This is a genomic window from Streptomyces blastmyceticus, assembly GCF_039521185.1.
GTDB lineage: Bacteria > Actinomycetota > Actinomycetes > Streptomycetales > Streptomycetaceae > Streptomyces > Streptomyces blastmyceticus.
The window spans coordinates 48,616-61,740 of sequence record NZ_BAAABW010000016.1 but is presented as its reverse complement, the minus strand read 5'-3'; the positions used below and the strand labels follow the sequence as shown (position 1 = coordinate 61,740).

Sequence of the window (13,125 nt, the reverse complement as noted above, 5' to 3'; positions counted from 1 at the left end):
CCGTGGTGTGAGGCATCCCTGGTCATCCCCGGTTCGGATGAACCTCGCACCTGCCATAGACTCGAGGTGTGCCTCGTGGTGATGGACGACTCAACCACGACCTGCTCCCCGGCGAGAAGGGCCCCCAGGACGCTTGCGGCGTCTTCGGTGTCTGGGCTCCGGGTGAAGAGGTCGCCAAGCTCACCTATTTCGGGCTGTATGCCCTGCAGCACCGTGGACAGGAGTCCGCGGGCATCGCAGTGAGCAACGGCTCCCAGATCCTCGTCTTCAAGGACATGGGACTTGTCTCCCAGGTCTTCGACGAGACCTCCCTCGGCTCCCTCCAGGGCCATATCGCGGTCGGTCACGCCCGCTACTCCACCACCGGAGCGTCGGTGTGGGAGAACGCGCAGCCGACGTTCCGGGCGACCGCCAACGGCTCGATCGCGCTCGGCCACAACGGCAATCTGGTCAACACCGCCCAGCTCGCCGAGATGGTCGCCGCCCTCCCCAAGGAGAACGGCCGGGCCACCCAGGTCGCCGCGACCAACGACACCGACCTGGTCACGGCCCTGCTCGCGGGCCAGACCGACGCCGACGGCAAGCCGCTGACGATCGAGGAAGCGGCCACCAAGGTCCTCCCCGAGGTCCAGGGCGCCTTCTGCCTCGTCTTCATGGACGAGCACACCCTCTACGCCGCCCGCGACCCGCAGGGCATCCGCCCGCTGGTCCTCGGCCGGCTGGAGCGCGGCTGGGTGGTGGCCTCCGAGACCGCCGCCCTGGACATCTGCGGTGCGACCTTCGTCCGCGAGGTGGAGCCCGGCGAGCTGGTCGCCATCGACGAGAACGGCCTGCGGACCTCCCGCTTCGCGGAAGCGAAGCCCAAGGGCTGTGTCTTCGAGTACGTCTACCTCGCGCGCCCCGACACCGACATCGCGGGCCGCAACGTCTACCTCTCCCGGGTGGAGATGGGCCGCAGGCTCGCCGCCGAGGCCCCCGTCGAGGCCGACCTGGTGATACCGACCCCGGAGTCCGGCACGCCGGCCGCCGTCGGTTACGCCGAGGCCAGCGGCATCCCCTACGGCACCGGCCTGGTGAAGAACTCCTACGTCGGCCGGACCTTCATCCAGCCGAGCCAGACCATCCGCCAGCTCGGCATCCGGCTCAAGCTCAACCCCCTCAAGGAGGTCATCCGGGGCAAGCGCCTGGTGGTCGTCGACGACTCGATCGTCCGCGGCAACACCCAGCGCGCCCTGGTGCGGATGCTCCGCGAGGCGGGCGCGGCCGAGGTGCACGTGCGCATCTCCTCGCCGCCGGTGAAGTGGCCGTGCTTCTTCGGCATCGACTTCGCGACCCGCGCCGAGCTGATAGCCAATGGCATGACGGTCGAGGAGATCGGCAAGTCGCTGGGCGCGGACTCCCTCGCGTACATCTCCCTCGACGGCATGATCGAGGCGACCACCATCGCCAAGCCGGACCTCTGCCGCGCCTGCTTCGACGGCGAGTACCCGATGCCGCTGCCGGACCCCGAGCTCCTCGGCAAGCAGCTGCTGGAGACCGAGCTGGCCGGTGGCACGGACGCCGCCGACGCGCTCCGTCGCCCGTAACGCTCTCCGTAGTACCGAACGACACGAAAGTTCCCAGCTATGCCTGAGACCACTGGTGCCAGCTACGCAAGCGCGGGCGTCGACATCGAAGCCGGCGACCTCGCCGTCGAGCTCATGAAGAAGTGGGTGAAGAAGGCCACCCGCCCGGAGGTCGTCGGCGGCCTCGGCGGCTTCGCCGGGCTCTTCGACGCGAGCGCCCTCAAGCGGTACGAGCGTCCGCTGCTCGCCTCCGCGACCGACGGCGTCGGCACGAAGGTCGACATCGCCCGCCGGATGGGGGTCTACGACACCATCGGCCACGACCTGGTCGGCATGGTCGTGGACGACCTGGTCGTCTGCGGCGCCGAGCCGCTGTTCATGACGGACTACATCTGCGTCGGCAAGGTCTATCCGGAGCGGGTCGCGGCGATCGTCAAGGGCATCGCCGAGGGCTGTGTCCTCGCGGGCTGCGCGCTGGTCGGCGGCGAGACCGCCGAGCACCCCGGGCTGCTCGCCGCGGACGACTTCGACGTGGCCGGCGCGGGCACGGGCGTGGTCGAGGCCGACCGGGTGCTGGGCGCGGATCGCATCCGTACGGGTGACGCGGTCATCGCGATGGCCTCGTCCGGACTTCACTCGAACGGGTACTCGCTGGTCCGCCATGTGCTCTTCGACCGGGCGGGCTGGGAGCTGGACCGGGAGGTTCCGGAGTTCGGCCGCACCCTCGGCGAGGAGCTGCTGGAGCCCACCAAGATCTATTCGCTCGACTGCCTCGCGCTCACCCGCACGGCCGAGGTGCACGCCTTCTCGCACATCACCGGCGGCGGGCTCGCCAACAACCTGGCCCGGGTGATCCCGGCCGGGCTGCACGCCACCGTCGACCGCTCGACCTGGGCGCCGGGCGCCGTCTTCGACCTGGTCGGCCGGCTGGGCGGGGTCGAGCGGCCGGAGCTGGAGAAGACGCTCAACATGGGCGTCGGCATGATCGCGGTCGTGCCGCAGGAGTCCGTGGACGTGGCGCTGGCCACCTTCGCCGACCGGGGCGTGGAGTCCTGGGTGGCGGGCGAGATCACCGAGCGTGGCGACCACGCCGAGGCCGTGGCCCTGACCGGTGAGTACGGAAGCTGATAACCGCGGATCCGCTGGTCCCGGGGCCCAAGGGCGCTCCGGGGCCGGTGCTCCCGTGGCCGGGCGGGGCCTTGTGAACCCGCGCCGGGCAGCACAGAACCCGGTCCGAGGGCAGGCCCCGGACCGGGTCGGTGAGAGTTACGGCGTCAAGCGCGGCGACGGTATGTCGAGGAGTGGTCGGGCGATTGCTCGTCCTCGTCCTCGTGGTTGTAACGCTCCGCATACTGAGCGTACGGATCGTCGTCCAGCTCATCGTCCTTGTCGAGCGGCTCGCTGTTCGGCGGCTGCTTCGTCGTCGGCGATGCGCCCAGCTCATTGGCCAGACGTGAGAGATCGGTCCCGCCGCTGTTGTACTTCAGCTGGCGGGCGACCTTTGTCTGCTTGGCCTTGGCCCGGCCGCGCCCCATGGCTCGACCCCCTCAGTGACGGGGCTCGACGGCCCCAGAGTCTTGACACGCGTTCACGTTCATGAGTCAGAGCGGACCCTCGTCGAGGTGTCCGGCCTGTAGGGCTTCAACGGTACCTGCTTCCGCGGCCATACGGTACGTCGCCCGCATGACGTGCCACGTCGCACAACCCGTGGGGAGCCCCGTCCCCGCTGGTCAGCTGCGATTTTAACGTGTCTTGTGCGCCGACCCGCCGATGGGTGGTGAGGGATCTCTCCCTCACCACCTCCGACCGGCCGGCTGTCGTATTCCCTGCGACGGCCCTCCGACCGCTGTGCGGGCACCGAGCGTACGGCCGGGCCACGGGCCGTACCGTCCCGTGGCTACCGGCCGGTATTACAGGGCGCCGACGGGGACGGCGGCGGCGCGGGCCTCGGCCATGCGCTGTTCGGCGATCCGGTCGGCCGCGGCGGCCGGCGGGATGCCGTCCGACTTGGCGCGGTCGAATATGGCCAGGGTGGTGGCGAAGATCTCGTTCGCCTTGGCCTTCGCCCGGTCGAAGTCGAAGCCGTGCAGCTCGTCGGCCACCTGGATCACGCCACCGGCGTTCACCACGTAGTCCGGGGCGTAGAGGATGCCGCGGTCGGCGAGGTCCTTCTCGACGCCGGGGTGGGCGAGCTGGTTGTTGGCCGCGCCGCAGACCACGGTGGCGGTCAGGGCCGCCACCGTCTCGTCGTTCAGCGCGCCGCCGAGGGCGCAGGGGGCGTAGACGTCGAGGGGGCTGCGGACCAGGATGTCCGCGGTGGCCACGGAGGTGACCTGAGGGTGCCGCGCGATGATCCGCTCGACCGCCTCGGCCCGCACGTCGGTGATCACGACTTCGGCGCCGTCCTCGACCAGGTGCTCCACCAGGTGGTGGCCCACCTTGCCGACCCCGGCGATGCCGACCCGGCGGCCGCGCAGCGTCGACTCGCCCCACTGGGTCCGCGCGGCGGCGCGCATGCCCTGGAAGACGCCGAAGGCGGTGAGGACGGAGGAGTCGCCCGCGCCGCCGTTCTCGGGGGAGCGGCCGGTGGTCCAGCGGCACTCGCGGGCGACGACGTCCATGTCCTGCACGTACGTGCCGACATCGCACGCGGTGACATAGCGGCCGCCCAGGGACGCCACGAACCGACCGTAGGCGAGCAGCAATTGCTCGCTCTTCACCGTTTCGGGGTCACCTATGATCACGGCCTTCCCGCCGCCGTGGTCGAGCCCGGCGAGGGCGTTCTTGTACGACATGCCGCGGGCGAGGTTGAGCGCGTCCCGCACGGCCTCCTCCTCGGAGGCGTACGGGTAGAAGCGGGTGCCACCGAGGGCCGGGCCCAGGGCGGTGGAGTGGATGGCGATCACGGCCTTGAGGCCGCTCTCGCGGTCCTGGCAGAGCACGACCTGCTCGTGGCCGCCCTGGTCCGATCCGAACAGGGTGTGCAGCACGCCGTCAACGTCATTGGTGGGACGTACGTCAGTCACTGTGGTGACTCCATATGTCGCGGAGTTCGCCCTCCGGGGGTGGTGGAGGGCCGGTTGGGACGAGGGTAAGACCTGTCGGCCCGCAGGACGGGTCCGGTGCCGAGGATCACTCTCCCGGGGTGCGACGCCATGGGACGATCTGGACAGCAAGGGGGAGCGCTGGGCAACTCCCCGGAGGGTCCTCCGGTTTGAGGGAGCGGGTGTGGGGTTGGCGTCGTCGGTGACCGTCCCGTACGCGGCGTATCTGCGGGTCTACGAGCCTCTGGGCGCCTTCCCGGAACCGGAGCGCGGCCACTGGGCGCGTTACGCCCGCCGCGACGCGCTCCCGGGGGTCCAGGACGAGCTCCGCCGGTCGCTCGCGGACCTGCTGCCCACGCCCCCGGTGCCGGTCCCGGTGCACGAGAGCGGCGACGCGTTCGTCGCCTTCCAGGACGGCGTCCTGTGCGTCTGCCCCTGGCGCACCCGGCTGCGCGGCTGGCTGGCGCTGGAGGAGCTGGCCGAGAGCCTGCCCGCACCGGTCCTGGACGCGGCGCTGCCGCCCGTGGTGCGCCGTCAGGCGGAGGCGGACTACGAGCGCTGGCTGGAGCGCAACCCCGACGCCCGGCCCTGGATCCGCACGGCGACCTGGCAGGTGCCGCTGCGCTGGTTCGTCCTCTTCGCGGACGAGGAGCGGGAGTACGGCAAGGGCTGCGACCCCGGCCGCGACGGGCTGGTCCTCCGCTACCGCACGCCCATGGTCGAGGCCAGGCGCCGGGTGGCGCGGGGCCTGCGGACGCTCAAGGACGCGATCGACGAGGGCCCGCTGATCGACGGCCTGGTGGACGTGGGGCGCTGGCTGGAGGAGTTCCACCCGCGCTCGCTGGTGGAGCTGGACTACGGCGGGCTGGTGCACATGGTGCCCGAGGCCGATCTCGCGGAGGACCACTCGGCCGGCGACACCGCGGAGGGTCTCGCGGCGCTGCGCGAGGGGGACGGGGCCCGGGCGGGCGAGGCATACGAACGGCTGACGGAGCGTTGGAGCGCTGTGCGGAACCGTCAGTATGCGAACTGAAGTCCCATAGCGGGGTTCGAGGGACGCCCGGAGGCTCCTGGGACGGGTGCGGGGGACCTAGGTCCCGATCCGGGCCATTGCGGCAACCGTGACCTAACGCACTTACGTCAGGTCTTGCGCCCATCGCCCACCCTCGTGGCAAAATAGGACAAGGAGTCCGGGAAGGGCTCCTTCCGTCCAACTAAGGGCGGATAGATCGGTATTGCACTCCTTGGCGGGTCTGGTGACCCCTGATCCCGCTGTGACTGATCGTCACGGTGGCGTGACTGTCCGCTATGGCATGGTCCATCGGCTTCCGTCGAGGTTGAACACCTGAGAGGGCAATTCCATAGGTTTGGCCGACGTGGCTGGACAGATGGTGTAGTTGTAGTGCCGAGGACAAGCCGTTCGTCCTATAACCGACTCGGCCCGCGTCCGCCATTTCGGGCAACGTGGGTCAAGGTGCAGAATTTAGAGGAAAGAACCGACTCCAAGTCCGGTTCTCCCGAGGAGGCCGCTCATGACCGCTCGCACCCCTGATGCCGAGCCGCTGCTGACCCCGGCTGAGGTTGCCACGATGTTCCGCGTGGACCCGAAGACCGTGACCCGCTGGGCCAAGGCAGGCAAGCTCACGTCCATCCGCACGCTCGGAGGACACCGCCGCTACCGCGAAGCGGAGGTCCGCGCACTGCTGGCGGGCATCCCGCAGCAGCGCAGCGAGGCCTGAACAACCGTATAGCGCACTGCCGGGCGTTCTCCGGGGCCCCCAACCCGGTCCGACGCCCACAACGCAACACCTGGCTTCACACGACAGGGGGACCTGCCCCAACAGGTTCCTTGCCCACCGACTTGGGCGAGTCGTCGATCGCGCTGGACTCCGCCGGGTCCAGCGCGATCTTTTTGTGCTCGCGCCGGAGCGGTCCCCGCGCGGCCCCTCGCGTGGCACGGGACGGACTCCCGTTGCCCGCCGGACCCTTTCGGGTGGGGTGCAATTGCACATATTAAATTGACCCGTTGTAGGTGAGGGGTAAGTTCCGTCACTACGGAAAGTCTTTCGGTGACTCCCGTCACAGTGCGACGTGCTTGTCACTCACCGTGCTGCTGCGGTATGGGGACGAAGCCCCCGCTGCTGCCCCAAGCCTGGCATCCGACTGCCGCCGCGACAGCCGCCGTTGGTCACTCGCCGACGGGACTTACGTCCCGGCCGGCCCCGGACTCCCCCTTGGCCGCCCCGGCGGCCTCCTGGGCGAGCCGCAGGAGGCGGTGGCACACCGCGCAGTGTCGGGTCAGATGGCGGTAGCCCGAGGCGGCCGACAGATGGGCGCGCAGCAGCGCCCTCGTCTCATGCCGGATGCTCTCGGTCCGCTTCGGCTCGGTCCGGGTGGTCGTCGTCATGGAGCGCAGCACCTCCACTGCCTGGGTACCCCTGGCACGTGTCCCAGTCAAGGTCGGATGCGAAAAGGCCCGGATCCTGGAGGGGGTCCGGGCCTTCAATCGACAGGGGGGCGACGGGACTTGCCGTCGCGCGCGAGGCTGCCCGTACAGCAGCAGAGCCCGCATCCGATGCGGATGCGGGCTCTGACTCTACTGCGGTCCTGACGGGATTTGAACCCGCGGCCTCCACCTTGACAGGGTGGCGAGCACTCCAAACTGCTCCACAGGACCTTGTGCTTTCCCGCTCTCGCGGTGCTGCGAGACAGACTCTACAGCAGGTCAGGGGGTGTGGTCGAACCCGACCTCCACGAGGGGTCCGGTGCGGGGCCCAGGGGCCCCGCACGCCTCCTACGGCGCCAGTTGATCAATCGCCTTCACGATGCGCTTGTCCGACACCGGATACGCCGTGCCGAGCGCGTGGGCGAAGTAGCTGACCCGCAGCTCCTCGATCATCCAGCGCACGTCCCGCGCCTCCCGTGGCACCGGCCTCCCCTTGGGGAACTGCTCCAGCAGCCACGCGTACTCGTCCTGCATCTCCTTGACCTTCGCCAACCGCGTGCGGTCCCGCTCCGCGTTGGCCGGCATCTGCGTCAGCCGGCGGTCGACGGCCACCAGATAGCGCAGCAGGTCCGGCAGCCGGCGCACGCCGTGCTCGGTCACGAACCCCGGCTTGATCAGCGACGCCAGCTGCTCCTTGACGTCCGTGAGGGACGGCACGAGCACGAGCGACGTCGTCGCCTTCAGCCGCCGCTCGCACGCCTGCCAGGCGGCCAGCACCTCCTGCACCTTGCGGATGGTGTCCAGCGTCGCGTCGACGATGTCGGCCCGCACCGCGTCGAACAGCTTCCGGAAGGACTCCTCGTCCCAGGCCGGACCGCCGCGCAGCGCGATCAGCTTGTCCGCGGCACCGGCCACGCAGTCCTCGAAGAGGGCCTGGATGGAGCCGTGCGGATTCCGCGACAGGGCGAGCTTCTGCTGGTTGCTGAGCTTGTCCTGGGCGAATTTCGCGGGGTTGGAGGGGAGGTTGAGCAGGATGAGGCGGCGGGTGCCCCGCCACATGGCCTCCTGCTGCTCCGCCTCGGTGTCGAAGAGCCGCACCGCGACCGAGCTGCCCTCGTCCACCAGCGCGGGGTACGCCTTGACCGGCTGCCCGGCACGCCGCGTCTCGAAGGTGCGCTGGAGCGTCCCGACGGTCCACTGCGTGATCCCCGAGCGCTGCTCCGGGGCGCGCGCCGCACCGGCCTCGCCCGGGCTCTCCGCGGCCTGCTCGAAGGCCTTGGTGATCGCGGCCTGCGTCTTCGGCTTCAGCCTGATCCGCAGCGCCTCCAGGTCCTTGTCCTCCGCGATCTTCCGCTTGCGCTCGTCGACGATCCGGAAGGTGATCTTCAGGTGGTCCGGGACCTTGGCCGGGTCGAAGTCCTCCGGCTCCATCCGCACGCCCACCATCCGCTGGAGCTCACGCGTCAGCGTGGTCGTCAGCGGCTCCTGGAGGGGCACCGCCCGGTCCAGGAAGGCCTTGGCGTAGTTCGGCGCCGGTACGTAGTTGCGGCGGATCGGCTTGGGCAGCGACCGGATCAGCTCCGTGACCAGGTCCTCGCGCAGCCCCGGGATCTGCCAGTCGAAGCCCTCGGCCGAGACCTGGTTGAGCACCTGGAGCGGGACGTGCACGGTCACACCGTCGGCGTCCGCGCCCGGCTCGAACTGATAGGTCACCTTGAACTTCAGCCGGCCCTGCCGCCAGGAGTCCGGGTAGTCGTCCTTGGTGACCGCCTCGGCGTTCTCGTTGATGAGCATGGAGTGCTCGAAATTGAGCAACTCCGGTTCGTCCCGGCGCTTGTGCTTCCACCAGGAGTCGAAATGCGCACCCGAGACCACGTGTTCGGGCAGCCGCTGGTCGTAGAAGTCGAAGAGCGTCTCGTCGTCCACCAAGATGTCGCGGCGGCGGGCGCGATGCTCCAGCTCCTCGACCTCGCCGAGCAGCTTGCGGTTGTCGTGGAAGAACTGGTGGTGCGTCCGCCAGTCGCCCTCCACCAGGGCGTTGCGGATGAAGAGCTCACGGCTGGTCTCCGGGTCGATGCGCCCGTAATTGACCTTCCGCTGCGCCACGATCGGCACGCCGTACAGCGTGACCCGCTCGTACGCCATCACGGCCGCCTGCTTCTGCTCCCAGTGCGGCTCGCTGTAATTGCGCTTCACCAGGTGCTCGGCGAGCGGCTCGACCCACTCGGGCTCGACCTTGGCGTTGACCCGCGCCCACAGCCGCGAGGTCTCCACCAGCTCCGCGGACATGATCCAGCGCGGCTGCTTCTTGAACAGCGCCGAGCCCGGGAAGATCGCGAACTTGGCGCTGCGGGCGCCGAGGTACTCGTTCTTCTCGGTGTCCTTCAGGCCGATGTGCGAGAGCAGGCCGGCCAGCAGCGACTGGTGTACGCGGTCCTCCGGCGCGTCCTCCTCCGAGAGGTGGACGCCCATCTGCTTGGCGACCGTACGCAGCTGGGAGTAGATGTCCTGCCACTCGCGTATCCGGAGGTAGTTCAGGAACTCCGACTTGCACATGCGCCGGAAGGCCGAAGACGACAGCGCCTTCTGCTGCTCGCGCACATAGCGCCACAGATTGAGGAAGGCGAGGAAGTCGCTCGTCTCGTCCTTGAACCGCGCGTGCTGCTGGTCGGCCTGCTGCTGCTTCTCCGAGGGCCGCTCCCGCGGGTCCTGGATCGACAGCGCGGCCGCGATCACCATGACCTCGCGGACACAGCCGTTGCGGTCGGCCTCCAGCACCATCCGGGCCAGCCGCGGGTCCACCGGAAGCTGCGAGAGCTTGCGGCCGAGCGGGGTCAGCCGCTTCTTGTGGTCCTTCTCCTTCGGGTCGAGCGCCCCCAGCTCGTGGAGCAGGTCGACGCCGTCCTTGATGTTGCGCCGGTCCGGCGGGTCGATGAACGGGAACCGCTCGATGTCCCCGAGCCCGGCGGCGGTCATCTGGAGGATGACGGAGGCGAGGTTCGTACGGAGGATCTCGGCGTCCGTGAACTCCGGCCGGGAGAGGAAGTCGTCCTCCGAATACAGCCGGATGCAGATGCCGTCGCTCGTACGGCCGCAGCGGCCCTTGCGCTGATTGGCGCTGGCCTGCGAGACCGCCTCGATCGGTAGCCGCTGGACCTTGGTGCGGTGGCTGTAGCGGGAGATGCGGGCGAAGCCGGGGTCGATCACATAGCGGATGCCCGGCACGGTCAGCGAGGTCTCGGCGACGTTCGTCGCGAGGACGACACGGCGGCCCGTGTGGCGCTGGAAGACCCGGTGCTGCTCGGCGTGCGACAGCCGCGCGTACAGCGGAAGGATCTCGGTGAACCGTAGCTTCTTCTTCTCCAGCGCGTCCGCCGTGTCGCGGATCTCCCGTTCACCGGAGAGGAAGACGAGTATGTCCCCGTCGCCCTCCCGCTGGAGCTCGTCCACCGCGTCGCAGATCGCGGTGATCTGATCGCGGTCGGAGTCGGCGGAGTCCTCCTCCAGCAGCGGCCGGTACCGCACCTCCACCGGATACGTGCGCCCGCTGACCTCGATGATCGGGGCGTCGCCGAAATGCCGGGAGAAGCGCTCCGGGTCGATGGTCGCCGAGGTGATGACGACCTTGAGGTCGGGGCGGCGCGGCAGCAGCTGGGCGAGGTAGCCGAGGATGAAGTCGATGTTGAGGCTGCGCTCGTGCGCCTCGTCGATGATGATCGTGTCGTACTGGCGCAGCTCGCGGTCCGTCTGGATCTCGGCGAGCAGGATGCCGTCCGTCATCAGCTTGACGAGGGTGTCGCCGCCGACCTGGTCGGTGAAGCGGACCTTCCAGCCGACCGCCTCGCCCAGCGGCGTCCGCAGCTCCTCGGCGACCCGCTCCGCGACCGTGCGGGCGGCGATGCGGCGCGGCTGGGTGTGGCCGATGAGGCCCCGGACGCCGCGGCCGAGCTCGAGACAGATCTTGGGGATCTGGGTGGTCTTGCCGGAGCCGGTCTCGCCCGCGACGATCACGACCTGGTGGTCGCGGATCGCCGCGAGGATGTCGTCCTTCTTCTGGCTGACCGGCAGCTGATCGGGGTAGGTGACCGTGGGCACGGCGGCGCGCCGCTGCGCGACGCGCTGCTCGGCGGTGTCCGCCTCGGCCGCGATCTCGGCCAGCACGGCCGTACGGGCCTCGGGCTTGCGGATGCGGCGGGCCCCCTCGAGCCGACGGCCCAGCCGCTGCGCGTCGCGCAGCATCAGCTCGGACAGGCGGGCGCCGAGGTCGGCGAAGGTGGCGGAAGCAGGCTGCGTAGACATACGAAGTCCAGGATCGCACCAGCCGCGCGAAACGAGCGAACCCATTTCCCGGGGCGCGGGGGCGGACGCGGGTGCCCATGTGGCGGGAAGGCGCCCGGGCCGCAGGCCGGAGGGCGAGCCCGGAAAAAACACTGAGCCCCTCATCCGAGGATGAGGGGCTCACAGTGGCTGGGGCCGGGGTCGAACCGGCGACCTTCCGCTTTTCAGGCGGACGCTCGTACCAACTGAGCTACCCAGCCACGCGATCCACGAGGAATCGCAGCGGTCCTGACGGGATTTGAACCCGCGGCCTCCACCTTGACAGGGTGGCGAGCACTCCAAACTGCTCCACAGGACCTTGCTATGTGCGAGCACTAGTCTCGCACATGTTTAAGCGTGCCCCCAACGGGATTCGAACCCGTGCTACCGCCTTGAAAGGGCGGCGTCCTGGGCCACTAGACGATGAGGGCTGATGGCCCACCTGGGCGCTTCGCAGCGCCTCGGGGACGTGAGAAGCATATGGGATGGGAGGAGGGAACGCCAAAACGGTTTGCCGACCGTTCCGCGCGGCGCCTCCGGACCGGCGGCGGAGGGGCTCGCACGGCCCGCCCGGGCTACGGCGCGGAGCGCGCGTGTGGCGGACAATGGCGAGCGTGCTGGAGATGACGCGCGAGGAGTTCGAGGAACTGGTCGCCGAGGCCCTGGACCGGATCCCGCAGGAGCTGACGCGGCTGATGGACAACGTCGCGGTGTTCGTCGAGGACGAGCCGCCGGCGGACGACCCGGAGCTGCTCGGCCTCTACGAGGGGACGCCGTTGACCGAGCGCGGCGAGTGGTACGCGGGCGTCCTGCCGGACCGCATCACCGTCTACCGCGGGCCGACGCTCCGGATGTGCGTCACCCGGGAAGAGGCCGTGCACGAGACGGAGGTGACGGTGGTTCACGAGGTGGCCCACCACTTCGGGATCGACGACGCGCGGCTGCACGCGCTCGGTTACGGGTGAGCCCTGGGGGACCGGTGGTGTGCCCGGCGGTGCGCCCGGGACGGGAGTGGGCGGGTGGCGGCGCGCCGCGCGTGTCCTGCGCGGGGCGGGGCCAGTTGGGCAGGGCGCCTGTCCCACGCACTCCTAAGGCGGTCCCCTCCATGCGCCCCTCCTCCGCTCAGACAGCCGCCACCCGGATCGCGGCCGTGGCCGTCGCCGCCCTGGCCCTCGGGGGGTGCATGAGCGTGAGCGACCCGGAGAAGCCCGCCTCGTCGTCGGGCACGGGCAAGCAGCGCGACGCGCGGCCGGAGCCGGACGGCGGGGTGCGGATGCCGGGCAGCAGGCCCGGCCGTACGGACGCGAAGGCGGCGCGGGGCGCGAGTGGCAGTCCCGCCGCCAAGGGCGCGTCCGCAGGGGCGCCGTCCGCCTCGCCCTCCGAGGACCAGGCCGAGGAGGCGTCGCCGGGGGCCGCGAAGCCGGGCAAGCCGGGGACCAAGCCGAAACCGCCGGCCGGGCAGGGCTCCGGCACGGGGCCCACACAGGGCCGTACGACCCCGCCCACCCAGACGCCCCCGCAGCCGCCGAGCAGCACGCCGCCGCAGCCCCCGACGAGCCCGCCGCCCGTCTCCTCGCCCCCGCCCGCGCCCCAGCCGGGCCCGCAGGCCGGGCCTGTGGCCTAGGCCATTCGGGGGGCGGCTTGCGCTCCGGGGTGGTGGGTGCGTATGGTGGTAGATCGTTTGATCCCATTTGCCCGGCGCCTGACAGAAGCGCGCCGTGTGGCGCGTTCCTTACCTTGCCGTGGCTGACCG

10 protein-coding genes and 4 tRNA genes are annotated in these 13,125 nt (G+C 70.1%); 6 read left to right on the top strand and 8 right to left on the bottom strand.

The annotated features are described in order from the left end of the window. Positions 1-68: 68 nt before the first annotated feature. Both purF and purM read left to right on the top strand, forming a co-directional pair. Positions 69-1,586 carry an amidophosphoribosyltransferase gene (gene purF, locus ABD269_RS14115; RefSeq protein WP_301886445.1) on the top strand — a complete coding sequence of 506 codons (1,518 nt, stop codon included), beginning with the start codon at positions 69-71 and terminating at the stop codon, positions 1,584-1,586. Positions 1,587-1,625: 39 nt separating this feature from the next. Further along, on the top strand, positions 1,626-2,693 hold the full coding sequence (gene purM, locus ABD269_RS14110) for a phosphoribosylformylglycinamidine cyclo-ligase (RefSeq protein ID WP_301886446.1): 1,068 nt from the start codon (positions 1,626-1,628) through the stop codon (positions 2,691-2,693). Positions 2,694-2,839: 146 nt separating this feature from the next. Here purM and ABD269_RS14105 read toward each other — a convergent pair whose 3' ends face one another. Next, on the bottom strand, positions 2,840-3,100 hold the full coding sequence (locus ABD269_RS14105) for a DUF3073 domain-containing protein (protein ID WP_116212691.1): 261 nt from the start codon (positions 3,098-3,100) through the stop codon (positions 2,840-2,842). A 375-nt stretch (positions 3,101-3,475) separates the two neighbouring features. Continuing rightward, positions 3,476-4,591: a Leu/Phe/Val dehydrogenase gene (locus ABD269_RS14100; RefSeq protein ID WP_344118189.1), complete on the bottom strand. Its 1,116-nt coding sequence runs from the start codon at positions 4,589-4,591 to the stop codon at positions 3,476-3,478. 202 nt (positions 4,592-4,793) lie between these two features. On the opposite strand from ABD269_RS14100, the gene ABD269_RS14095 reads away from it, so the two are divergent. Together ABD269_RS14095 and bldC are read left to right on the top strand one after the other, a co-directional pair. Then, positions 4,794-5,642 carry a DUF8083 family protein gene (locus tag ABD269_RS14095; protein ID WP_301886448.1) on the top strand — a complete coding sequence of 283 codons (849 nt, stop codon included), beginning with the start codon at positions 4,794-4,796 and terminating at the stop codon, positions 5,640-5,642. Positions 5,643-6,141: 499 nt separating this feature from the next. Then, a complete protein-coding gene (bldC, locus tag ABD269_RS14090; protein ID WP_003949541.1) occupies positions 6,142-6,348 on the top strand; it encodes a developmental transcriptional regulator BldC in 207 nt (68 codons plus the stop codon). Between the two features lie 449 nt (positions 6,349-6,797). Here bldC and ABD269_RS14085 read toward each other — a convergent pair whose 3' ends face one another. From ABD269_RS14085 to ABD269_RS14060, 6 genes are all read right to left on the bottom strand, one after another. Then, complete coding sequence (locus tag ABD269_RS14085) at positions 6,798-7,016, bottom strand: DUF6274 family protein (protein ID WP_344118188.1); 219 nt, start codon at positions 7,014-7,016, stop codon at positions 6,798-6,800. A 195-nt stretch (positions 7,017-7,211) separates the two neighbouring features. Beyond that, positions 7,212-7,286, bottom strand: a tRNA-Asp gene (locus ABD269_RS14080). 117 nt (positions 7,287-7,403) lie between these two features. Next, on the bottom strand, positions 7,404-11,354 hold the full coding sequence (gene hrpA, locus ABD269_RS14075; RefSeq protein WP_344118187.1) for an ATP-dependent RNA helicase HrpA: 3,951 nt from the start codon (positions 11,352-11,354) through the stop codon (positions 7,404-7,406). 165 nt (positions 11,355-11,519) lie between these two features. Next, positions 11,520-11,593, bottom strand: a tRNA-Phe gene (locus ABD269_RS14070). Positions 11,594-11,616: 23 nt separating this feature from the next. Continuing rightward, positions 11,617-11,691: transfer RNA gene (locus ABD269_RS14065), tRNA-Asp, on the bottom strand. A gap of 39 nt (positions 11,692-11,730) precedes the next feature. Beyond that, positions 11,731-11,803, bottom strand: a tRNA-Glu gene (locus ABD269_RS14060). A 183-nt stretch (positions 11,804-11,986) separates the two neighbouring features. On the opposite strand from ABD269_RS14060, the gene ABD269_RS14055 reads away from it, so the two are divergent. Continuing rightward, complete coding sequence (locus ABD269_RS14055) at positions 11,987-12,337, top strand: metallopeptidase family protein (protein WP_344118186.1); 351 nt, start codon at positions 11,987-11,989, stop codon at positions 12,335-12,337. A 140-nt stretch (positions 12,338-12,477) separates the two neighbouring features. Continuing rightward, positions 12,478-12,996, top strand: a complete 519-nt coding sequence (locus ABD269_RS14050; RefSeq protein ID WP_344118185.1) for a hypothetical protein — start codon at positions 12,478-12,480, stop codon at positions 12,994-12,996. The last annotated feature ends 129 nt before the right edge of the window (positions 12,997-13,125 follow it).